The sequence below is a fragment of the Frigoribacterium sp. 9N genome, assembly GCF_902506305.1.
Classification (GTDB): Bacteria; Actinomycetota; Actinomycetes; order Actinomycetales; family Microbacteriaceae; genus Frigoribacterium.
The window spans coordinates 345,706-365,533 of sequence record NZ_LR733392.1; the positions used below are offsets into that span (position 1 = coordinate 345,706).

The 19,828-nt window shown below is 71.6% G+C and carries 20 protein-coding genes and 1 tRNA gene; 13 read left to right on the forward strand and 8 right to left on the reverse strand.

The genetic code is table 11. The features are described 5' to 3' along the window. Positions 1-53: 53 nt before the first annotated feature. Positions 54-473 carry a VOC family protein gene (locus tag ARTHRO9V_RS04660; protein ID WP_123571964.1) on the forward strand — a complete coding sequence of 140 codons (420 nt, stop codon included), beginning with the start codon at positions 54-56 and terminating at the stop codon, positions 471-473. 121 nt (positions 474-594) lie between these two features. Here ARTHRO9V_RS04660 and ARTHRO9V_RS04665 read toward each other — a convergent pair whose 3' ends face one another. Further along, positions 595-1,299, reverse strand: a complete 705-nt coding sequence (locus tag ARTHRO9V_RS04665) for an HAD family hydrolase (protein WP_159825867.1) — start codon at positions 1,297-1,299, stop codon at positions 595-597. A 171-nt stretch (positions 1,300-1,470) separates the two neighbouring features. Here ARTHRO9V_RS04665 and ARTHRO9V_RS04670 point away from each other — a divergent pair, with 171 nt between their 5' ends. The 6 genes from ARTHRO9V_RS04670 (at position 1,471) to ARTHRO9V_RS04695 (ending at position 7,549) form a co-directional block, all read left to right on the forward strand. Beyond that, positions 1,471-2,223: an SDR family NAD(P)-dependent oxidoreductase gene (locus tag ARTHRO9V_RS04670; RefSeq protein ID WP_056047333.1), complete on the forward strand. Its 753-nt coding sequence runs from the start codon at positions 1,471-1,473 to the stop codon at positions 2,221-2,223. 133 nt (positions 2,224-2,356) lie between these two features. Further along, entirely contained in the window at positions 2,357-3,034 is a 678-nt protein-coding gene (locus tag ARTHRO9V_RS04675) for a response regulator transcription factor (RefSeq protein ID WP_056047329.1), read from the forward strand. Beyond that, positions 3,027-4,634, forward strand: coding sequence for a HAMP domain-containing sensor histidine kinase (locus tag ARTHRO9V_RS15745; RefSeq protein ID WP_236556911.1), 1,608 nt, complete (start codon positions 3,027-3,029; stop codon positions 4,632-4,634). Before ARTHRO9V_RS04675 ends, ARTHRO9V_RS15745 begins: the two co-directional genes overlap by 8 nt. 230 nt (positions 4,635-4,864) lie before the next feature. Beyond that, complete coding sequence (locus tag ARTHRO9V_RS04685; protein ID WP_159825868.1) at positions 4,865-5,542, forward strand: PepSY domain-containing protein; 678 nt, start codon at positions 4,865-4,867, stop codon at positions 5,540-5,542. 72 nt (positions 5,543-5,614) lie between these two features. Then, complete coding sequence (locus tag ARTHRO9V_RS04690; protein WP_056047320.1) at positions 5,615-6,490, forward strand: alpha/beta fold hydrolase; 876 nt, start codon at positions 5,615-5,617, stop codon at positions 6,488-6,490. 9 nt (positions 6,491-6,499) lie between these two features. Beyond that, a complete protein-coding gene (locus tag ARTHRO9V_RS04695) occupies positions 6,500-7,549 on the forward strand; it encodes a biotin/lipoate A/B protein ligase family protein (RefSeq protein ID WP_056047318.1) in 1,050 nt (349 codons plus the stop codon). A 93-nt stretch (positions 7,550-7,642) separates the two neighbouring features. Here ARTHRO9V_RS04695 and ARTHRO9V_RS04700 read toward each other — a convergent pair whose 3' ends face one another. After that, a complete protein-coding gene (locus ARTHRO9V_RS04700) occupies positions 7,643-7,927 on the reverse strand; it encodes a GNAT family N-acetyltransferase (protein ID WP_123571960.1) in 285 nt (94 codons plus the stop codon). Between the two features lie 71 nt (positions 7,928-7,998). Between ARTHRO9V_RS04700 and ARTHRO9V_RS04705 the strand changes: the two genes are divergently transcribed. After that, positions 7,999-8,859, forward strand: coding sequence for a site-specific DNA-methyltransferase (locus ARTHRO9V_RS04705; RefSeq protein ID WP_159825869.1), 861 nt, complete (start codon positions 7,999-8,001; stop codon positions 8,857-8,859). Positions 8,860-8,973: 114 nt separating this feature from the next. Here the strand turns inward: ARTHRO9V_RS04705 and ARTHRO9V_RS04710 are convergent, their stop codons facing one another. The 3 genes from ARTHRO9V_RS04710 to ARTHRO9V_RS04720 form a co-directional block, all read right to left on the reverse strand. Then, positions 8,974-9,147, reverse strand: coding sequence for a hypothetical protein (locus tag ARTHRO9V_RS04710; RefSeq protein ID WP_156155460.1), 174 nt, complete (start codon positions 9,145-9,147; stop codon positions 8,974-8,976). A 150-nt stretch (positions 9,148-9,297) separates the two neighbouring features. Then, a complete protein-coding gene (locus tag ARTHRO9V_RS04715) occupies positions 9,298-9,906 on the reverse strand; it encodes a MarR family winged helix-turn-helix transcriptional regulator (protein WP_159825870.1) in 609 nt (202 codons plus the stop codon). Between the two features lie 399 nt (positions 9,907-10,305). After that, entirely contained in the window at positions 10,306-12,135 is a 1,830-nt protein-coding gene (locus tag ARTHRO9V_RS04720; protein WP_236556912.1) for an MDR family MFS transporter, read from the reverse strand. 137 nt (positions 12,136-12,272) lie between these two features. Between ARTHRO9V_RS04720 and ARTHRO9V_RS04725 the strand changes: the two genes are divergently transcribed. After that, positions 12,273-13,082, forward strand: a complete 810-nt coding sequence (locus ARTHRO9V_RS04725) for a M15 family metallopeptidase (RefSeq protein ID WP_159825871.1) — start codon at positions 12,273-12,275, stop codon at positions 13,080-13,082. A gap of 121 nt (positions 13,083-13,203) precedes the next feature. Here ARTHRO9V_RS04725 and pgm read toward each other — a convergent pair whose 3' ends face one another. Then, positions 13,204-14,823, reverse strand: a complete 1,620-nt coding sequence (gene pgm, locus ARTHRO9V_RS04730) for a phosphoglucomutase (alpha-D-glucose-1,6-bisphosphate-dependent) (RefSeq protein ID WP_159825872.1) — start codon at positions 14,821-14,823, stop codon at positions 13,204-13,206. A 69-nt stretch (positions 14,824-14,892) separates the two neighbouring features. Between pgm and pheA the strand changes: the two genes are divergently transcribed. Beyond that, positions 14,893-15,846, forward strand: a complete 954-nt coding sequence (gene pheA / locus ARTHRO9V_RS04735; protein WP_159825873.1) for a prephenate dehydratase — start codon at positions 14,893-14,895, stop codon at positions 15,844-15,846. Positions 15,847-15,897: 51 nt separating this feature from the next. Here the strand turns inward: pheA and ARTHRO9V_RS04740 are convergent, their stop codons facing one another. Then, positions 15,898-16,923, reverse strand: a complete 1,026-nt coding sequence (locus ARTHRO9V_RS04740) for a diacylglycerol kinase family protein (RefSeq protein ID WP_159825874.1) — start codon at positions 16,921-16,923, stop codon at positions 15,898-15,900. Positions 16,924-17,020: 97 nt separating this feature from the next. On the opposite strand from ARTHRO9V_RS04740, the gene serS reads away from it, so the two are divergent. The 3 genes from serS to ARTHRO9V_RS04755 all read left to right on the forward strand — a co-directional run bounded on the left by serS (position 17,021) and on the right by ARTHRO9V_RS04755 (position 19,343). Beyond that, positions 17,021-18,286 carry a serine--tRNA ligase gene (gene serS, locus ARTHRO9V_RS04745; RefSeq protein ID WP_159825875.1) on the forward strand — a complete coding sequence of 422 codons (1,266 nt, stop codon included), beginning with the start codon at positions 17,021-17,023 and terminating at the stop codon, positions 18,284-18,286. After that, entirely contained in the window at positions 18,283-19,137 is an 855-nt protein-coding gene (locus ARTHRO9V_RS04750; protein ID WP_236556913.1) for an HAD family hydrolase, read from the forward strand. The genes serS and ARTHRO9V_RS04750 overlap by 4 nt, the downstream gene beginning before the upstream one ends. 118 nt (positions 19,138-19,255) lie before the next feature. Continuing rightward, positions 19,256-19,343, forward strand: a tRNA-Ser gene (locus ARTHRO9V_RS04755). Between the two features lie 40 nt (positions 19,344-19,383). On the opposite strand, the gene ARTHRO9V_RS04760 is transcribed toward ARTHRO9V_RS04755, so the two are convergent. Further along, entirely contained in the window at positions 19,384-19,683 is a 300-nt protein-coding gene (locus ARTHRO9V_RS04760) for a hypothetical protein (RefSeq protein WP_056047292.1), read from the reverse strand. Positions 19,684-19,828 lie beyond the last annotated feature (145 nt).

A 19,828-nucleotide genomic window follows, 5' to 3' on the forward strand; every position in this document is an offset into this window, starting at 1 on the left:
CGGTGCCACCCTGGGCTCGACGCCGACCGGCGCCGTGACCCGAGGAGGACCCCGTGACCGTGCAGCTCACCCCGTACCTGGCGTTCCGCTCCGAGACGAGGGAGGCGTTCGACTTCTACGCCTCCGTCTTCGGCGGCAGCCCCACCTTCAGCACCTTCGGCGAGTTCGGCGTGGGCACCCCCGGCGAGGCCGAGAAGGTCATGCACGCCCAGCTGGCCACGCCGTCGGGCCTGCTGCTGATGGGGGCGGACCGCCCCGACTCGTACCCGCTCGAGGAGGCGAGCAGCGTGTCGCTCTCGCTCTTCGGCGGACCCGACGACGCCGAGACGCTGACTGGATGGTTCGACGCGCTCGCCGAGGGCGGCACCGTGCACGAGGCCCTGTCGCAGGCGCCGTGGGGCGACTCGTTCGGCATGCTCGACGACCGCTTCGGCCAGCACTGGATGGTCAACGTCGGCGGCACCGCGGCCTGAGTCGGCACCGCGGCCTGAGCCGGCATCGCGGCCTGAGCCGGGGCACGCCCGACGGGCGAGGAGGCGCGGTGGCGGTCGCCGAGGTCGCCCCGCCCGCCCTGCCTGCCAGGCCCGCCCCGCCTCAGTCGCGTCCGAGCCGACCGATCACGCTCTCGTCGAGTCGGGCGAGCAGATCGGCCACGTCGTCGTAGACCTCCTCGGCTCCCGCCTCGACCAGCTCGGCCCGGGAGAAGCCGCCGCTCAGCACGCCGATGCAGGTCACGCCCGCCCGGTGCGCGGCCTCGACGTCCCACACGGCGTCGCCGACCATGACGGCGCGTTCGGCCGGCACGTCCGCCTTGTCGAGGGCGACCTCGACGATGCCCGGGTCGGGTTTCGCGGTCTCGACGTCCTCGCTCGAGGTGACGGCCCAGAGGGCGTCCTCGACGTCGAGCAGGTCGCGCAGCGCCGTCAGCTCCTCCTCGGGCGCGCTCGTGGCGAGCACGACGCCGTTCCCCCGGCGAGCGAGCTCGGCGAGCAGGTCGGTCGCCCGCTCGAAGACGTGCAGGTCGCCCCGCTCGCCGAGGTGCTCGGCGTAGTGGCGTGAGTGCGCGTCCTTGACGTCGTCGAGGAGGCGCGTGGCGGCGTCCTTCCCGACCAGCCCCTCGACCAGCAGGGACGAGTCCTTGCCGATCGACCGGTGGATGCGCCAGCTGTCGACGGGGTGGCCGACGTCGGTGAAGGCCCGCGACCAGGCGGCGACGTGCGCGAAGTTCGAGTCCACCAGGGTGCCGTCGATGTCGAAGAGGACGGCGGTGGACGGAGCAGAGGACGTGGGGGAGGTCATCCCGCCACCCTGCCCCCGAACGAGCGAAGGTGCACGGACTGCACGAGATCGGCCCGGATCAAGACGACACCTGTTGCTCATGGGTCCCTGCGGGCGTACGTTCGCAGACGGGCTCGTCGACGAGCCCGACCGGCCCCGACGGTCGGCCCACGAACGAGGAAGGCACGCACCATGGCACGGTTCAGCGACAAGACGGCACTCGTCACCGGCGGAGGCAGCGGCATCGGCGCCGCGATCTCGCGCTCCCTGGCGGCCGAGGGGGCATCGGTGGTCGTCACCGACATCAAGCTCGACGCGGCCCAGGGCGTCGTCGACCAGATCGTCGCCGCGGGCGGCACGGCCGTGGCGTTCGAGCAGAACACCGCGAAGCCCGAGCAGTCCGAGGCGGCCGTCGAGTTCGCGAAGACGACCTACGGTGCCCTCCACCTCGCGGTCAACAACGCGGGCATCGGCGCCCCCGCCGCCGACATCGGCGAGTACGACATCGCCGCCTGGGACCGCGTCCGCTCGGTCGACCTCGACGGCGTCTTCTACGGCCTGCGTTACCAGCTGCCCGCGATGGTCGAGGCGGGCGGCGGGTCGATCGTCAACATGAGCTCGGTGCTCGGCTCGGTCGGCATCGCCCAGAACGCCGCCTACGTCGCGAGCAAGCACGCCCTGGTCGGCCTGACCAAGGTCGCCGCGCTCGAGTACTCGAAGCGCGGCGTCCGCACCAACGCGGTCGGCCCCGGCTTCATCGACACGCCCCTCGTCCGCGCCTCGCTCGAGGGCGACGCGCTCTCGTACCTCGAGTCGCAGCACGCGACCGGTCGCCTCGGGACCGACGCCGAGGTCTCGGCGCTCGTCCTCTTCCTGCTGAGCGACGAGGCGTCGTTCGTCACGGGCAGCTACCACCTCGTCGACGGCGGCTACTCGGCGCACTGACGACGGTCCCTCAGGAGGCGCGGTGCGGGGAGTCCTGCGCCGCGCCTCCGCGGCCGGTCCGCTTCAGCCCGGCTTCAGCGCGCTCCCGCCATGATGGGCACGACGCGCACCCGGCGCGACCGAGGGAGGCCCCGTGCGCGTGCTCGTCGTCGAGGACCAGGCGACCCTGGCCGAGGGTCTGCGGCTCGGGCTCGAGGCCGAGGGGATCGCGGTCGACGTCGCGGCGACCGGCACCGATGGGCTCTGGCGGACCCGTGAGGGCAGCTACGACGTGGTCGTCCTCGACATCATGCTGCCCGGCATGAGCGGCTACGCCGTGTGCCGGGCGATGCGCGAGGGAGGCGACTGGACCCCCGTCATCGTGTTGACCGCCAAGGACGGCGAGTGGGACCAGGTCGAGGCCCTCGACACCGGCGCCGACGACTACCTCACCAAGCCGTTCTCGTTCGCCGTGTTGCTCGCCCGGCTGCGCGCCCTGGTCCGCCGTGGCGCCCGCGAACGACCGGTCGTGCTCGAGGCCGGCGACCTCCGCGTCGACCCCGCCTCGCGCAGCGTCCACCGCGGCGACGTCGAGGTCGAGCTCACGAGCCGTGAGTTCGCGGTGCTCGAGTTCCTCATGCGTCACGCCGGCAGCGTCGTGACCAAGCGCGAGGTGCTCGACGGCGTCTGGAACGACGACTTCGAGGGCGACCCCAACATCGTCGAGGTGTACGTGCGTCACCTGCGCAACAAGGTCGACCGGCCGTTCGGCCGAGAAGCCATCGTCACGCTCCGGGGGGCGGGCTACCGTCTGGAGGCGCGGGGTGGCTGAGCGGGCCCCTCGCGTCCCGGCTCCCGGGCCCGGGCCGTCCGCCGTCATCGGGCCGCGACGGGTGAGACGGGCGTCGCTGCGGTCGCGCATCACCGTGGCCGCCGTGCTCGCCGTGGCTCTGACCCTCGGGGTGTTCGCCCTCGTCTTCGCGCTCGTGCAACAGGCCGTGCTCGCCGACGCCCCGCGCCAGGCCGCCTCGGCCGACGTGGACCGCGCCGTGTCGGCCCTCGCGATCGGTTCGACGCCGAGCGTGGCCGTCGCGGGCGAGACGGACGGGTCCCTGGTCGTCGTGACCGACGCGTCCGGGCGCGTGCTCGCCGTGGGAGGCGACGACGACCTCGCCGACGTCGCCTCGTCGATCGCCTCGTCCGGTTCGGGGGACCGGGTCTCGCTCGACGGCGACGAGTTCGTCGTCGAACGCGAGGACGTCGGGGTCGAGAGCACCGCGACGCCGACGCCGGCCGCGTCGACCCCGACCCCGACCCCGACGCCGACCCCCACGGATGACGACGACGACGCCGACGACGACTCCGGGTCGGGCGGCTCGCGCTCCGACGACGGCGAGGCGGACGACGACGCCACGTCCTCCGCCGACGACGCCACCCCCGTCCCCGCCCGGGTCGTCACGACCGGGTACGGCGTCGTGGCCGCGCGCTCCCTCGAGGAGGCGAGCACCGCCTCCTCGGCCAGTCTCGTCACGCTCGGCGTGGCGATCCCGGTGGCCCTGCTCGTGCTCGGCGTCACCACCTGGCTCGTCGTGGGCCGTGCCCTGCGCCCGGTCGAGTCGATGCGCCGCGAGGTCGACACGGTCACGGCCCAGAGCCTGTCGCACCGGTTGCCCGACCCGGGCGGCGGCGACGAGATCGCCCGCCTCGCCCGCACGCTGAACGGGATGCTCGACCGGCTCGACTCGTCGGCGACGGCCCAGCGACGCTTCGTCGGCGACGCCTCGCACGAGCTGAAGACGCCGCTCGCCACCATCCGGCAGCACGCCGAGGTCGCGCTGCTGCACCCCGGCAGCATCGACGGCGCGGCCCTGGCCGGCACCGTGCTCGGCGAGGAGGCGCGGTTGACGGCGCTCGTGCAGGGCCTGTTGGTCCTCGCCAGGGCGGACGAGGGCGCCCTGGGCGTGACCCGCCGCCCGGTCGACCTCGACGACCTCGTGGTGTCGGAGACCGCTCGCCTGCGCGGCGTCGCCCGTCCCGACGGTCGGGGGCCGCTCGCCGTCGACGCCACGGCCGTCGGCCCGGCTCGCGTCGACGGCGACGAGGGGCTGCTCGGCCAGGTCGTGCACAACCTCGTAGCGAACGCGGCCCGGCACGCCGACGCCCGCGTCGCCGTGGCCCTCGCCGAGCGCGACGGAGGCGTGGTCCTCACCGTGGACGACGACGGCGCCGGGGTGGCCGAGGCGGACCGCGAGCGGGTGTTCGACCGGTTCGTGCGCCTGGACGAGGCCCGCGCCCGCGACGCGGGCGGCAGCGGACTGGGGCTCGCCATCGTGCGCGAGATCGTCCGGGTCCACGGAGGCGCGGTGTCGGCCACGGCCTCGCCTCTCGGAGGTGCCCGGTTCGTGGTCCACCTCCCCGCCGGTCCCGCCTGACCCGAGCGCCCCACCGGGTGGTCGGCGGGTTCCCGCCCTGCGGGGCGGGTGCGCGCCGACCCGCCGAGGGGCACGTGGACCCGCCCGCTCCGGTGACGCGACCCGCGCCTCCTGAACGGATCTTCAGGTCGCTTCAGGACCGCTTCAGTGCCCTCTCGCGAGAGTGGGGTCCATCGGCTCGAGAGAGCGACAGACCCGGCCGCCCGGCGGCCCCACGAACGGAGCGAACCATGCTGAAGAACACCCTCACCAAGAAGAAGTCCCTGCTGATCGCCGGCGGAATCGCGGGCGTCCTCGTGCTGGGCGGCGGCGGCGTGGCCCTCGCCTCGGGCCTCGACGACGGCGTGTCCGTGCAGACCCGCGACCGGGCCCAGGAGGCGGCGCTCGCCGAGACCGGCGGCGGCACCGTGACCGAGGTCGACACCCTCGACGACGGACTCGTCGGCTACGAGGTCGAGGTCGTCCTGCCCGACGGTCGCGAGGCGACGGTGCTGCTCGACGGCGACTACTCCGTCACCTCGAGCAGCGTCGACGACGACGACTCGCGCGGGTCCGGTGCCACCCCGACGCCCGTCGCCGGCGACGACCGCGACGACGACGACGACTCGCTCGGGTCGGACGCCACCCCGACGCCCGTCGCCGGTCCGGGGCGCGACGACTCGGCCAACGACGACTCGACCCGCGACGACTCGGCCCGTGACGACGACCTGACCGGCGCGGACTACGACCGGGCCGCGGCCGCCGCCCTCGCCGCCGCCGGTGGGGGCACGGTGACCGACGCCGACCGCAGCGACGACACCGGCGTGGCCTACGAGGTCGACGTGCGCCTCGACGACGGCACCGAGGTCGACGTCGACCTCGACCAGGCGTTCGGCGTGGTGCGCACGGACGTCGACGCCCGCCGCTGACGGGACGGGGCCCGGCCGTGCCAGGCCCGGCCCGGCCAGGCCTGCCGGGCCCCGTGATGGGAGACTGGTTCCGTGCCCACCTTCTCCGCCGCCCGAGGCGACTACGAGTTCACCGATGCCCACGGCGTGACCGTGCACTACTACGTCTGGAAGGCGGCGTCGCCCAAGGCCGTGGTGCAGCTCGCCCACGGCCTCGGCGAGTACGCCCTGCGCTACGAGGACCTCGCGCAGGACCTCGTGCGCGCCGGCTACACGGTCTACGCGAACGACCACCTCGGTCACGGCGAGACCGGCCTCGGCCAGTGGGGCGGTGACCACACGAAGCTCGGCCGCCTCGGCCCGTCGGGGCTGCGCGGGGCGATGGAGGCGGTGGTCCGGTTGACGGGCATCGCGCGCTCCGAGAACCCCGGCTCGCCGCTCGTGCTGCTCGGGCACTCGTGGGGCTCGTTGATGGCGCAGAAGCTCGTCGACGAGGGCTCCGACCGGTTCGACGCCGTCGTCCTGAGCGGCACGGCCTACCGCATGCCCGGCAGCATGAACGCGGGCGACCTGAACGCCCGGCACGCCCACCTCGGCGACACCGGCTACGAGTGGCTCAGCCGGGACCAGGCCGTGGTCGACGCCATGGCGGCCGACCCCCTGTCGGTGCAGGCGACGGCCCGACAGCTCTTCGGCACGGCCGACACGCTGCGGCTGATGGGTCGCCCCTCGACCCGGCTCGCGAGCGACCTCCCCGTGCTCGTCCTCGTCGGCGACGACGACCCGCTCGGCGGCGAGGCCAGCGCCCGCAAGCTCGCCGACGCGTACGTCAACCGCAGTCGGCTCAGCGACGTCGAGCTCGTGGTCTACCAGGGCGCCCGGCACGAGGTGTTCCGCGAGACCAACCGCGACGAGGTCGTCGCCGACCTGGTGCGGTGGCTCGACGACCGCGTGGGGCACCAGGCATAGGCTGCGACCATGCACGGTGAGTACAAGGTCCCAGGCGGAAAGCTCGTGGTCGTCGACCTCGACGTCAGAGAGGGGCGCATCGCCGGGTTCCGTCTCGCCGGTGACTTCTTCCTCGAGCCCGACACGGCGCTCGACGCCGTCGACCGGGCGGTGAACGGCCTGCCGGTCGAGTCCGACGCGGCGACGATCGCGGCGACGATCAAGCAGGGGCTGCCGGCCGACGCGGTGTTGCTCGGCTTCTCGCCCGAGGCGATCGCCGTGGCGATCCGCCGCAGCCTCTCGAAGGCGACCGACTGGCGCGACTACGACTGGCAGATCATCCACGACGCCCCGGTGTCGCCCAACGTGCACCTCGCCCTCGACCAGGTGCTCACCGAAGAGGTCGGAGCGGGCCGCCGCGGGCCCACGCTCCGCTTCTGGGAGTGGGACCAGCCCGCCGTGGTCATCGGCAGCTTCCAGTCGTTGAAGAACGAGGTCGACCTCGACGCCGCCTCGACCCACGGCTTCGAGGTCGTGCGCCGCATCAGCGGCGGCGGTGCGATGTTCATGGACGCCCAGTCGATCGTGACGTACTCGCTCTACGCCCCGGGGGAGCTCGTGCAGGGCATGAGCTTCGCCGACTCGTACGCGTACCTCGACGAGTGGGTCATCACGGCGCTCAAGTCGCTCGGCATCGACGCCTTCTACCAGCCGCTCAACGACATCACCAGCGCCAAGGGCAAGATCGGCGGGGCTGCGCAGAAGCGCCTGGGCAACGGGGCCCTGCTGCACCACGCCACCATGTCGTACGACATGGACGGCGACAAGATGGTCAAGGTCCTGCGCATCGGCCGCGAGAAGATGAGCGACAAGGGCACCACCAGCGCCGCCAAGCGCGTCGACCCCCTCCGGAGCCAGACGGGATTGTCCCGCGCCGAGATCATCGAGCGGCTCAAGCAGACCTTCACCGGCCTCTACGGGGCGACCGAAGGCCACGTCACCGAGGCCGAACTCGAGAAGGCCGAGCAGCTCGTCACCTCGAAGTTCGCGACGCCCGAGTGGCTGGCGCGCGTGCCCTGAGCACGTGAGGGGCGCCGTCGAGGCGACCCGCGCCTCCTGCCGGGGGTACGGCTCAGAGGTCTCGCCGTGGTCGCCTCGGCGGCCGCACCGCGGTCAGCGGTCGAGCAGCTCGCGGTAGTCGACGTGGTCCTCGACGAAGTCGACCACGAACGGGCAGAGCGGCACGACGCGCAGGTCGGTGTTCGCGCGCACGTCGTCGAGGGCGCCCTGGACGAGCCGGGCCCCGAGGCCGGCGGATCGTCGGCTGGGGTCGATCTCGGTGTGGGTGAAGCGGATCTCGTGGCCGGCGACGTCGTAGGCCGCGAAGCCGATCGTCTCGCCGTCCTCGACGAGGGCGTACTGGTTCTGGGTGGGGCGGTTCTCTACCTCGGTGGTCATCCCGACACGCTACGCGCCCCGGGCCGGGAGTCGGGCGCGTGTCGGTGCCCGCCAGGCAGCAGAATGGTCGGATGCCCCTCGACTGGACCACCGCCTCCCCGAGCCTCGTGGTCCACGGCGACGCCCTCGACGTCACGGCGCAGCTGCCCGACGGCGGGTTCACGATCGTCTACCTCGACCCCCCGTTCAACACCGGACGGCAGCAGCGTCGCCGGTCGACGACGTCCGTGCGCAGCGCCGAGGACTCGACCACCTCGGTGGCGGGCTTCAAGGGCGTGCGGTACGAGCGCATCCGGGGCGACCTGATGGGCTACGACGACCGCTTCGAGGACTACTGGTCGTTCCTCGAACCGCGCCTGGCCGAGGCCTGGCGGCTGCTGGCCCCCGACGGCACCCTCTACCTGCACCTGGACTACCGCGAGGCGCACTACGCGAAGGTGCTGCTCGACGCCCTGTTCGGGCGGGACTGCTTCCTGAACGAGATCATCTGGGCCTACGACTACGGCGCCAAGAGTCGCACCCGGTGGCCGACCAAGCACGACACGATCCTGGTCTACGTGAAAGACCCCACGAAGTACCACTTCGACTCGACGAGCGTCGACCGCGAGCCGTACATGGCCCCGGGGCTCGTCACGCCCGAGAAGGTCGCCCGGGGCAAGCTGCCGACCGACGTGTGGTGGCACACCATCGTGTCGCCGACCGGTCGCGAGAAGACCGGCTACCCGACGCAGAAGCCCGAGGGCGTGTTGCGTCGCATCGTGCAGGCCTCCAGCCGCGAAGGCGACTGGGTGCTCGACTTCTTCGCCGGCAGCGGCACCACCGGGGCGGTGGCGGATGCCCTCGGTCGTCGTTACCTGCTCGTCGACAGCAACGAGGAGGCGGTGGCCGTCATGCGCAGACGGCTCCCGTCGGCGCAGGTCGAGTCGGTCTGACGGCGTGCAGGTCGGCGGCCGAGACGGCCGTCGTCACCGACCCGCGGACGAACGACACCAGTTGCTCGTGGGTGAGACCCTGCATCTGCTGGGCGGAGAAGCCCGACGGGCTCGTCATCGCATGACGCCGAGCGCGAGGAGCAGGGCGGCCACGAGACTGACGCTCGCGCCGGTGGCAGCCGTCGCGATGACGGCCAGCGTTCGTCGGCGGGCGGTGTCGCGCACCTCGGAGAAGGCGCTGCGGGTGGAGGTGGTGCGGTCGCTGCGAGCGACGTCGATCGTGGTCATGTTCGGCTCGTCTCCGGCACCCCTGCGATGCCTGGCGGAACGGTGGGACTTCGGACGGTCACGACACCGCCGTGAATCGGCGTCGTGCGGTCAGACTGTCACGTCGATGGTTAGTCGATCTAGTCAGTTCACCAGTTGTTCGCTCAACGGCTAGGACGGATGGTGGCCCGTGCCCGTGCCCGTGCCCGTGCCCGTGCCCGTGCCCGTGCCTGTGCCCGTGCCCGCTCGGTCGGCCGGATCGCCGTCGACGTGGTGGTCGTCGATCTCGATCGCTGCCGTCATGCGCTGCAGGAAGCCCACGACCACGGCCGCCTCGTCGGCGTCGAGCGACTCGGCCGTCGAGATCATGCGCGCGTGCATCGCCGCCATGGTGTCGCGCACCTCGGTGTTCGAGTCGCCCGTGGCGGTCAGCAGGACCCCGCGCTTGTCGGACGGGTGAGGGTGGCGCAGCATGTGCCCGCTCGCGACGAGGCGGTTGATCAGCACCGAGGTCGATGCCGAGGTGATCTTCAGCTGGGCGGCCAGTTCTTTCGCGCTGACGGGGTCGCCGAGCCGCTGGGCCCGGAGCAGGAACCGCAGGGCGGCGAGGTCGGTGTCGTTCATCTTCATCGACTTGCGGGTGCGGGCCCGCATCGCGACCTCGGCGGCACGGTAGGCGCGGAGGGTGTTCAACACCGTGACGCCGCGCTCTTCGGTGCTGCTGCTGTACCAATAGCCGGACGCGTCGAAGGGCGCGGCGGCGGCGTGCTGATCGGGCATGAGGGGGAGTCTAGCCCACGTCGCTAGTCCGTCTAGCAAAAAATCATTGCTGACCAGGTTTTTTCTCGTTGTCAACCCCTGTGCTGCGGCTCGTGGCCGTCCTAGGCTCGACACGTCCGCCTCGAGTGGGCAGAGGCGTCCCGCCGTGTCGACCAGAGCTTCACGCAGGGAATCGATTCGGTGGGGCGTCCCATGACGGAGAAAGGCCGCACACCCCGTGGGTGTGCGGCCTTCGGTCGTCTCGCCTCCCGCGTGAGCTTCACGGGCAGGGAACGCCGGACGCGGGACGAACCGTTCGGCACCGAAGCGCCGTCGAGGGAACGCTACCCGACACTTGCCGTGTCGCGACACCAGCTCGAGCGGATCGGGTGCCGGGCGGACGTCGCGCCGGGCACCCGATCAGCGCCGAGGCGAGGTGTCGCCCCGCCCTTCTTCCGCGGGCACGACGTCGATCGAACCCGTGTCGGGGGCGACCAGCGAACCGGTCTGCGCGGCGGCGGCCTGCGCCGCGAGCTCGGCGTCGGCGGCCACGGCGGCCCGCGCGTCGTCGGCTGCCTCGTCGATGGCCGACTTCTGGCGCAGCGGCGTGGCCTTGAGGAAGAAGCTCAGCACGAAGGCCACGAGCACCACCACCAGGGCGACCCAGAAGACCGTCACGGCTGCGTTCGCGAAGCCGTCGAGGAACGGCGCGGCGAGACGGCGGTCGGCCGTGTTGAGGAACGACGTGTTGCCGTCGAGTGCGCCGCCGACCTGCGACGTGTCGCCGCCTCCGGCCGCCTGGTAGAGCTTGAGGATCGCGGCGTTCGCCGGGTCGCTCAGCACCGACTGGTCGGCGAGGGCGGCCTGGGCACGGCCCTGCAGGCTCGAGTCGGCGAAGGCGTCCGCGATCGTCTGGGGGATGCGGCTGAAGAGCACGGAGAACAGCACGGCCGTGCCGAGCGTCCCGCCGATCTGTCGGAAGAACGTCGACGCCGACGTGGCCACGCCGATGTCGCGGGCCCCGACCGAGTTCTGCGAGGCGATGGTCAGGGTCTGCATCAGCTGTCCGAGTCCCAGGCCGACCAACAGCATGCCGACCATCATGAACCAGTACGGCTTGTCGAACGAGAGGTTCGTGAACCAGAAGAACCCGGCCGCCATGAACGCCGTGCCCGTGATCGGGAAGATCTTGTACTTGCCCGTCCGTGAGATGAGCTGGCCGGCGACGATCGACGAGATCATCAGGCCGGCGATCATCGGCAGCATCTGGAAGCCGCTCTCGGTCGGGGTCGCCCCGTTCACGAGCTGCAGGTACAGCGGAACCGTCAGCAGGGCGCCGAACATGCCGAACCCGACGAGCACGCCGAGCACGGTCGCCATCGAGAAGGTGGGGTTGCGGAACAGCTTGAGCGGGATGAGTGCGTCGTCGCCCATCGATCGCTCGATCACGACGAACGCGACGATGCCGATGGCCCCGATCACGTAGCAGGCGAAGGCCCCGGGCGAGCTCCAGCCCCAGGTGCGGCCCTGCTCGGCCACCAGCAGCAGCGGCACGGCGGCCACGATGACGGCGGCGGCGCCGAACCAGTCGATGCGCACGTTCTCGCGACGCTTCTGGCCCGGGATGTGCAGGAACCGCACGACGATGAACAGCGCCACGATGCCGATCGGCACGTTGATCAGGAACACCCAGCGCCAGCCGGTGACGAAGAGGATCTGGTCGGCCCCGGCGAACAGCCCGCCGACGAGCGGGCCGATGACGCTCGAGATGCCGAACACGGCGAGGAAGTAGCCCTGGTACTTCGCGCGTTCACGCGGGGCCAGGATGTCGCCCATGATCGTCAGCGGCAGGGCCATGAGGCCGCCGGCGCCCATGCCCTGGATCGCCCGGAAGATGGCGAGCTGGTACATGCTCTCGGAGAAGCCGGCCGCGACGGACCCCAGCAAGAAGATCGTGATGGCGATCAGGAAGAGCGGTCGCCTCCCGAAGATGTCGCTGAGCTTGCCGTAGATGGGCGTCGAGATGGTCGACACGATCAGGTAGGCGGTGGTCACCCAGGCCTGCAGGCTGAGCCCGTCGAGGTCGTCCGCGATCGTCCGCATCGAGGTGCCGACGATCGTCTGGTCGAGGGCCGAGAGGAACATGCCGGCCATCAGGCCGAAGATGACGTACAGGATCTGGCGGTGGGTCATCAGGCCCTGGCGCTCGGCGGGGGCCGTGGTCGTGGGTGCGGAGGCGGCGCTCGACATGGTGTCTCTTCTGTCTGGAAGGGGGAGGCGCGACGAGGAATTGCGCAGTACGCAAAGTTACTTCACGGGCAAGCATCCGACAACAAGAGGAATCGTCCGTCCGTGTCGGTCCGCTCCTCGTGACTAGGCTCGACGCGATGTCACGCCGCCCCTCCCTGCCGCACCCCGCGGCCACCGTCCTGGCCGTCGTCCTCTCGGCCGGCCTGCTGGCCGCGTGCTCGGGGGGCGCGCCCGAGCCGAGCACGAGCACCTCGGCCGCGACCGTCTCGCCGACGCTCACCCCCACCCCGACCCCGACCGAGGAGGCGCCTCCCACGTCCCCCACGACACCCGCGTTCGACAAGGCGGCCCGGTCGGTCGACGACCCCGCCAGCCTCTGGGTCGTCAGCGACAAGCTGCGCGCGCTCGACCCGGTCGACTACGTCCCCGGCGATCTCGTCACGCCCGACGTGGCGCACCAGAACCCGCCGACCCTCCGCGCCGAGGCGGCTGCCGCGGTCGTCGAGATGTTCCGGGCGGGCGAGGCCGAGGGGGCCGGGGCGTTCCAGGTGCAGAGCGCCTACCGCTCGTACGACACCCAGGTGAGCGTCTACGCCGGCTGGGTCCAACGTCTCGGGCAGGCACAGGCCGATGCACAGAGCGCCCGTCCGGGATTCAGCGAGCACCAGACCGGGCTCGCCCTCGACATCAGCCCCGTGCCGCTCAGTTGCGCGCTGCAGGCCTGCTTCGGCGACACGCCCCAGGGGACGTGGCTGGCGGCCAACGCGTGGCGCTTCGGGTTCTTGCTGCGCTACCCGGCCGACAAGGTCGCCGTGACCGGCTTCACCTTCGAGCCGTGGCATTTCCGGTACGTGGGCGTGCCCCTCGCCACCGAGATGCACGACACGGGCGTCACCACGCTCGAGGAGTTCTTCGGCCTGCCGGCCGCCCCCGACTACGCGGGCTGACCCTGCCGCCTGCCCGCCGCTCGCCCCGCGAACCGCACGACGGGCGTGTTCGTCGGACGAGGGCGACCGAAGTCGCCCGTCCGTCACGAACACGCCCGTCGGGCGGTGCGGGAGGCGCGGGTCAGGCGCCGAGCGCCGCGTCGACGATGGTCTTCGCCTCGGCCTGGACGCGGGCGAGGTGCTCGGGGCCCTCGAACGACTCGGCGTAGATCTTGTAGACGTCCTCGGTGCCGCTGGGGCGGGCCGCGAACCAGGCCTTGTCGGTGACGACCTTGACGCCGCCGACGGCCGCGTCGTTGCCCGGAGCCTTGCTGAGCTTGGCCGTGATGCGGTCGCCCGCGAGCTCGGTCGCCTCGATGGCGTCGCCGTCGAGCTTGCCCAGACGGGTCTTCTGCTCTTTCGTCGCCGCCGCGTCGACCCGCTGGTAGACCGGGTCGCCGTACTTCTCGACCAGTTCGGCGTAGAGCTGCGAGGGGGTCTTGCCGGTGACGGCGATGATCTCGCTCGCGAGCAGGGCGAGCAGGATGCCGTCCTTGTCGGTCGTCCAGACGGTGCCGTCCTTGCGCAGGAAGGACGCGCCGGCGCTCTCTTCGCCACCGAAGGCGACCGAGCCGTCCACCAGGCCGGGGACGAACCACTTGAACCCGACCGGGACCTCCCACAGGCGACGCCCGTGCGACTCGGCGACCTTGTCGATGATGCTCGACGAGACGAGGGTCTTGCCGATGGCCGCGTCGTCGCGCCACTCGGGGCGGTGCGTGTAGAGGTAGTCGATGGCGACCGCGAGGTAGTGGTTCGGGTTCATCAGGCCGCCGTCGGGCGTGACGATGCCGTGCCGGTCGGCGTCGGCGTCGTTGCCGGTCAGGACGTCGAACTCGTCCTTGCGGCGCACGACGCTGGCCATCGCCGAGGGGCTCGACGGGTCCATGCGGATCTTGCCGTCCCAGTCGAGCGTCATGAAGCGCCAGGTGGGGTCGACGCCCGGGTTCGTGACGGTGAGGTCGAGGCCGTAGACGTCGCGGATCGCGCCCCAGTACTCGACGCTCGCGCCACCGAGCGGGTCGGCACCGATCTTCACGCCGGCCTTCTTGATGGCGTCGATGTCGATGATGTTGACGAGGTCGCCCACGTAGCCGCGGAGGAAGTCGTGCCGGCCGGGCGTGCCGACGCCGCGCTTCACGTCGACGTTGCCGGCGGCGATGATCTCGTTGGCGCGGTTCGCGATCCAGTTCGTGGCGTCGCTGTCGGCCGGCCCGCCGTGGGGCGGGTTGTACTTGAAGCCGCCGTCGCGGGGCGGGTTGTGGCTGGGGGTGACGACGATGCCGTCGGCCTTGTCGGTGTTCGCGGGGTCGTTGTTGTAGACCAGGATCGCGTGGCTGAGCGCGGGCGTCGGCACGTAGCCGCCCTCGGCGTCGGCCAGCACCTTCACGTCGTTGCCGGTGAGCACCTCGACCGCGGTGCGCTCGGCGGGGCCGCTCAGGATGTGCGTGTCGCGCCCGATGAACAGCGGGCCGGTGATGCCCTGGCCCGCGCGGTACTCGACGATCGCCTGCGTGATGGCGGCGATGTGGGTCTCGTTGAAGGCAGCGTCGAGCGACGACCCGCGGTGGCCCGAGGTGCCGAAGACGACCTTCTGCTCGACCTCGCCGACGTCGGGGACGAGTTCGTAGTACGCGGACGTGACCTCTTCGGGGTCGATCAGGTCGCTGGCTTCTGCGGGGGTTCCGGCACGGTCGGTCATGGGGACATCCTGGCACCCGCCGCCGACCTTCGTCGCGGTGCCCGGGCGGCTCTCAGTAGGCTCCTCGTCATGCCGACCCGCGCCTCCTCGACGACCTACAGCTACCTCGGGCCTGCGGGCACGTTCACCGAGGCGGCGCTCAAGCAGGTGCCCGAGGCCGTCGGGGCCACCTGGAAGAGCGTCAACAACGTCGGCGAGGCCCTGGCCGACGTCGTCTCGGGCGTCAGCACGGCCGCGATGATCGCGATCGAGAACAGCGTCGAGGGCGGGGTCAGTGCGACGCAGGACGCCCTCGCCACGGTGCCGGGCCTCCGCATCGTCGGCGAGTACCTGGTGCGCGTCAACTTCGTGCTCGTCGCCCGGCCGGGCACCCGCATCGAGGAGGTGCGGGTCGTCAACGCGCACCCGGTCGCCTACGCGCAGACCCACCGCTGGCTCGAACGCAACCTGCCCGGCCACGGTCACCTGCCGGCCTCGTCGAACGTGGCCGCCGCCGCCTCGCTGCTCGAGCCGGGCGGCGCCGGGGGCTCCGCGGACGCCGCGGTCGCGCCTCCCGGCATCACCGACCACCACGACCTCGAGGTGCTCGCCCGCGAGATCGGCGACAACGACCAGGCCGTCACGCGCTTCGTGCTGGTCAGCCGGACGGTGCCCGTGCCGCCCGCGACCGGTGCCGACAAGACCAGCCTGATCGTCGAGCTGCCGGCCGACGGCTCGGGGGCCCTGGTCGACATGCTCGAGCAGTTCGCGACCCGCGGCATCAACCTCAGCCTCATCCAGTCGCGACCGATCGGCGACGCCCTCGGGCGCTATCGGTTCGTCATCGACCTCGAGGGGCACGTGCTCGACGAACGCGTGGCCGACGCCCTGCTCGGGCTGAAGCGCTTCAGCCCGAGCGTGATGTTCCTCGGGTCGTACCCTCGTGCCGACGGCGCCCCGGCCGAGGTCTCGCCGCGGTACGACGACGAGGCCTTCGTCGACGCCCGCGAGTGGTTGCGCGGGTTGATCAGCGGCCTGCGCTGATCAGCGGCCTGCGCTGACGACCGGCCTCGCTCGGCCGGCCGCCCGTGCCGATCAGGCGTCGGCCGGCACGCGGACGGTCAGGCCGCCCGGGTCGACGACCGCACGCAGGGCGACGACCTTGCCGACGGAGTCGCCGTCGATCTCGAAGTCCTGGGGGGAGTCGAGGCGGACCACGAGCTTCTTGCCCTTGTTGTAGCGCAGGGTGCGCACCTCGCGGCTGTTGGCGGCGAGGATGCGGCGGCCGACCTGGGTGCGGCGCATGACGCCGTTCTCCCACACGATCTTGACCCAGATCTGCACCCAGCCGAAGAAGCCCTCGGGGCGCAGGGCGACGATGTCGAAGATGCCGTCGTCGATCGCCGCGTCGGGCAGCAGCATGATGTTGGCGGGCAGCAGGCCGCAGTTGCCGACGATGATCGTGTGGGCGCGCATCGACTTGCGGCCCTGGTCGTCGAGCTCGTACCGGACGTCGATCTTGTTGTCGTCGCGGAGCGCGCGGGCGATGGCGTCGACGTAGGCGAGCCACCCGACGCGCTTCTTCAGCTCGTCGTTGGTGTTCGCGAGCATCTTCGCGTCGAGGCCGACGCCCGCCATGACGACGAACGCCTTGGTCTCGCGCGAGCCGTCCTCACGCTCGACGTCGACGACGCCGAGGTCGATGTCACGGTCGCGACCGCTGAACGCCGTCGCGATCGAGTCGTCGAGGTTGTCGAGCGAGAGCTCGAGGTTGCGGGCCAACAGGTTGCCCGTGCCCGAGGGCAGCAGGGCGAGGGACGCGTCGGTGCCCTGCAGGGCCTCGGCCACGGCACGCACCGTGCCGTCGCCCCCCGCGGCGATCACCATGTCGACGCCCTCGGCGAGGGCCTGCTTCGTCACCTCGCCGCCCGGGTCTTCCTTGCTGGTCTCGTAGAACGTCGTGGGGGCCCAGCCGTTCGAGAACTCGTGGCGCCCGACGGCCGTCTTGATGGCGTCGAGGTCGACCTTGATCGGGTTGTAGACGACCGCGGCGGTCTGGCGAGCCGTCTCGGGCTCGGATGCCGAGGCGTGCTCGGCGGGGGAGGGGGAGGTGGCGGTCATGGGGCGAGCGTATTGGACGCACCCCCGTCAGGTAACGGGAAGGCGAAGGCTCTGTGCAGAACGTCGGCCGCGCGGTGCCGTTGCTTAGGATGGGCGGGTGATCGATCCCCAGTTGCTTCGTGAATCCCCCGACCTCGTCAAGCAGAGCCAGCGGGCCCGGGGCGACTCCGAGTCGCTGGTCGACGACGCGGTGGCGGCCGACCAGGCCCGCCGCGCGGCGATCGCCGCCTTCGAAGACCTGCGCGCCGAGCAGAACGCCTTCGGCAAGACCGTCGCCAAGGCGCCGAAAGACGAGAAGAAGGCCCTGGTCGCGCAGGCGCAGCAGCTCGCCGCCCGCGTGAAGGAGGCGCAGGCCGCCTCGAACGAGGCCGATGCGGTCTTCGACGCGGCCGCGCGCGGCATCGGCAACCTGATCATCGACGGCGTGCCCTCGGGCGGCGAAGAGAACTTCGTGACGCTCCGTGAGCACGGCACCCGCCCCTCCTTCGACTTCGAGGCCCTCGACCACGCCGACCTCGGCGAGAAGCTCGGCGCGATCGACATCAAGCGCGGCACCAAGGTCTCGGGCTCGCGCTTCTACTTCCTGCGCGGCATCGGTGCCCGCCTCGAGCTCGGCCTGATGAACATGGCCCTCGACCTCGCCCTGGAGAACGACTTCACGCCGCTGATCACCCCGACGCTGGTGCGACCCGAGGTCATGGCCGGCACCGGGTTCCTGGGCTCCCACGCCGACGAGGTCTACCACCTGCCCGCCGACGACCTCTACCTGACCGGCACGAGCGAGGTCGCGCTCGCCGGCTACCACTCCGACGAGATCCTCGACGTCGAGGCGGGCCCGATCCGCTACGCCGGTTGGTCGACCTGCTACCGCCGTGAGGCCGGGGCGGCCGGCAAGGACAACCGGGGCATCCTGCGCGTGCACCAGTTCAACAAGCTCGAGATGTTCAGCTACGTGCACCCCGACCAGGCAGAGGCCGAGCACGACGCCCTCGTCGGGTTCCAGGAGAGCATGCTGCAGGCCCTCGGCCTCACCTATCGCGTCATCGACGTCGCCGCCGGCGACCTCGGTTCGAGCGCCGCACGCAAGTTCGACATCGAGGCCTGGGTGCCGACGCAGGGCACCTACCGCGAGTTGAGCAGCACGTCGAACTGCACCACCTTCCAGGCCCGCCGCCTCGACACCCGCTACCGCACCGAGAGCGGCAAGACGGCCCCCGTCGCGACGCTCAACGGCACCCTCGCGACCACGCGGTGGCTCGTCGCGATCCTCGAGACGCACCAGCAGGCCGACGGCTCGGTGGTCGTGCCCGAGGCGCTGCGCGGCTACCTCGGTGGCCTCGAGGTCATCGAGCCGGCCGCGTGAGCCAGGCCGCCGCCGCACCCCGGCCCGGCGACGAGCCCGTGGCCGCCGCCGACCGCTGGCTGGTCGCGCTCGACGTCGACGGCACGATCATGCCCGAGGACGGCACCATCTCCGAGGCCGTCCTCGGCGAGATCACGCGCCTCCACGACCAGGGTCACCAGGTCATGATCGCGACCGGACGCTCGGTGTCGATGACGCTGCCCGTCATGGAGCGTCTCGGTCTCGTCTCGGACTACGTCGTCTGCGCGAACGGTGCGATCACCCTGGGCCGTGACGAGTCGGCCCCGACGGGGTACCGCCGCGTGCACGTCGAGGAGTTCGACCCGACCCAGGTGCTGTCGACGATCCGCGAGGCCCTGGCCGATGCGGGGGCCGGGTACGCCGTCGAAGACCAAGAGGGGCTGCTGCGGTACTGCGGGTCGTTCCCCGCCGCGGCGGCGGCACTGAACGCCGAGAAGGTCGAGTTCGACGACCTCGTCGGCCGGCCGGCGACCCGCGTGGTCGTCGTCTCGCCCGACCACGACACCGAGGACTTCCTCACGGCCGTCGAGCGCATGGGCCTCCAGCACGTGAACTACAACGTCGGCTGGACGGCCTGGCTCGACATCGCCCCGGACGGCGTCACGAAGGCGACCGCCCTCGAGCGCGTGCGGCAGTGGCTCGACGTGCCGCGGTCGCAGGTCCTGGCCGCCGGCGACGGGCGCAACGACATCGACATGCTGCGCTGGGCCGCGGCCGAGGGCCGCGGGGTGGCCATGGGCCAGGCGCCCGACGACGTCGCCGCGGTGGCCAGCGAGCAGACGTCGAGCGACCTGGACGACGGGCTCGCCGAGGTGCTCGCGACGCTCTGAGCCGGTAGACTCGGCCCCGGTTGCCCGATGCGTGCATCCCGCCACGACTTGAACACGACACCACGTTTAGACGTGGCGCAGTGATCACATCGTGGCGGCGTAGCTCGTCCGGCCACCGGGAGGGCTGTCCGAGCGGCCGATGGAGCTTGTCTTGAAAACAAGTGGGCAGAGATGTCTCGTGGGTTCGAATCCCACGCCCTCCGCCAGACGGGTCGCGCGTTCCGCGACTGACGCGACCCGTGCCTCCTAGGCCTTGGCGGCGGCGTAGGTTGCGAAGGCCTCGCCGATCAGGGTGCTGAGGTCGCGCCAGGTGGTGTCGTCGACCGAGACGGCGGCGTCGCCGTCGACGAAGCCCGCGTGCTTGTGCAGCACGTCCGAACCGACGGCCGGCAGCACGAAGAAGTCGCGGGTCCAGTCGTCGGTGTCGGCCATCACCGGCGCGCGGTACCAGTCGAGGTAGCCGTCGAAGACGTCGTTGCGCTCGTCGCCCTTGAGCCAGGTCTCGACGGAGTCCCGCCACGCGTCTCGGTTGGTCTCGCCGTTCATGTGGTCCTCCCGGGCCTGGTGCGCACGCGGGAGCGTCCGCGACCGCCCGTCCAGTCTCCCAGGTCGGCCGCCGCGAGGGCCGCCGTGACGACCGCCTCTGGTGCCGTGCCCGGAACCCCGCCAGAGGCCCTCTCCGCCCCCCGCC

What these genes read in the sequence shown, in the direction of transcription:
- ARTHRO9V_RS04665 (WP_159825867.1), bottom strand. Translation starts at nt 1,299, where the DNA reads ATGACCTCCCCCACGTCCTCTGCTCCGTCCACCGCCGTCCTCTTCGAC.
- ARTHRO9V_RS04670 (WP_056047333.1), top strand. Translation starts at nt 1,471, where the DNA reads ATGGCACGGTTCAGCGACAAGACGGCACTCGTCACCGGCGGAGGCAGC.
- ARTHRO9V_RS04685 (WP_159825868.1), top strand. Translation starts at nt 4,865, where the DNA reads ATGCTGAAGAACACCCTCACCAAGAAGAAGTCCCTGCTGATCGCCGGC.
- ARTHRO9V_RS04695 (WP_056047318.1), top strand. Translation starts at nt 6,500, where the DNA reads ATGCACGGTGAGTACAAGGTCCCAGGCGGAAAGCTCGTGGTCGTCGAC.
- ARTHRO9V_RS04700 (WP_123571960.1), bottom strand. Translation starts at nt 7,927, where the DNA reads ATGACCACCGAGGTAGAGAACCGCCCCACCCAGAACCAGTACGCCCTC.
- ARTHRO9V_RS04705 (WP_159825869.1), top strand. Translation starts at nt 7,999, where the DNA reads ATGCCCCTCGACTGGACCACCGCCTCCCCGAGCCTCGTGGTCCACGGC.
- ARTHRO9V_RS04710 (WP_156155460.1), bottom strand. Translation starts at nt 9,147, where the DNA reads ATGACCACGATCGACGTCGCTCGCAGCGACCGCACCACCTCCACCCGC.
- ARTHRO9V_RS04715 (WP_159825870.1), bottom strand. Translation starts at nt 9,906, where the DNA reads ATGCCCGATCAGCACGCCGCCGCCGCGCCCTTCGACGCGTCCGGCTAT.
- ARTHRO9V_RS04720 (WP_236556912.1), bottom strand. Translation starts at nt 12,135, where the DNA reads ATGTCGAGCGCCGCCTCCGCACCCACGACCACGGCCCCCGCCGAGCGC.
- ARTHRO9V_RS04725 (WP_159825871.1), top strand. Translation starts at nt 12,273, where the DNA reads ATGTCACGCCGCCCCTCCCTGCCGCACCCCGCGGCCACCGTCCTGGCC.
- pgm (WP_159825872.1), bottom strand. Translation starts at nt 14,823, where the DNA reads ATGACCGACCGTGCCGGAACCCCCGCAGAAGCCAGCGACCTGATCGAC.
- pheA (WP_159825873.1), top strand. Translation starts at nt 14,893, where the DNA reads ATGCCGACCCGCGCCTCCTCGACGACCTACAGCTACCTCGGGCCTGCG.
- ARTHRO9V_RS04740 (WP_159825874.1), bottom strand. Translation starts at nt 16,923, where the DNA reads ATGACCGCCACCTCCCCCTCCCCCGCCGAGCACGCCTCGGCATCCGAG.
- ARTHRO9V_RS04760 (WP_056047292.1), bottom strand. Translation starts at nt 19,683, where the DNA reads ATGAACGGCGAGACCAACCGAGACGCGTGGCGGGACTCCGTCGAGACC.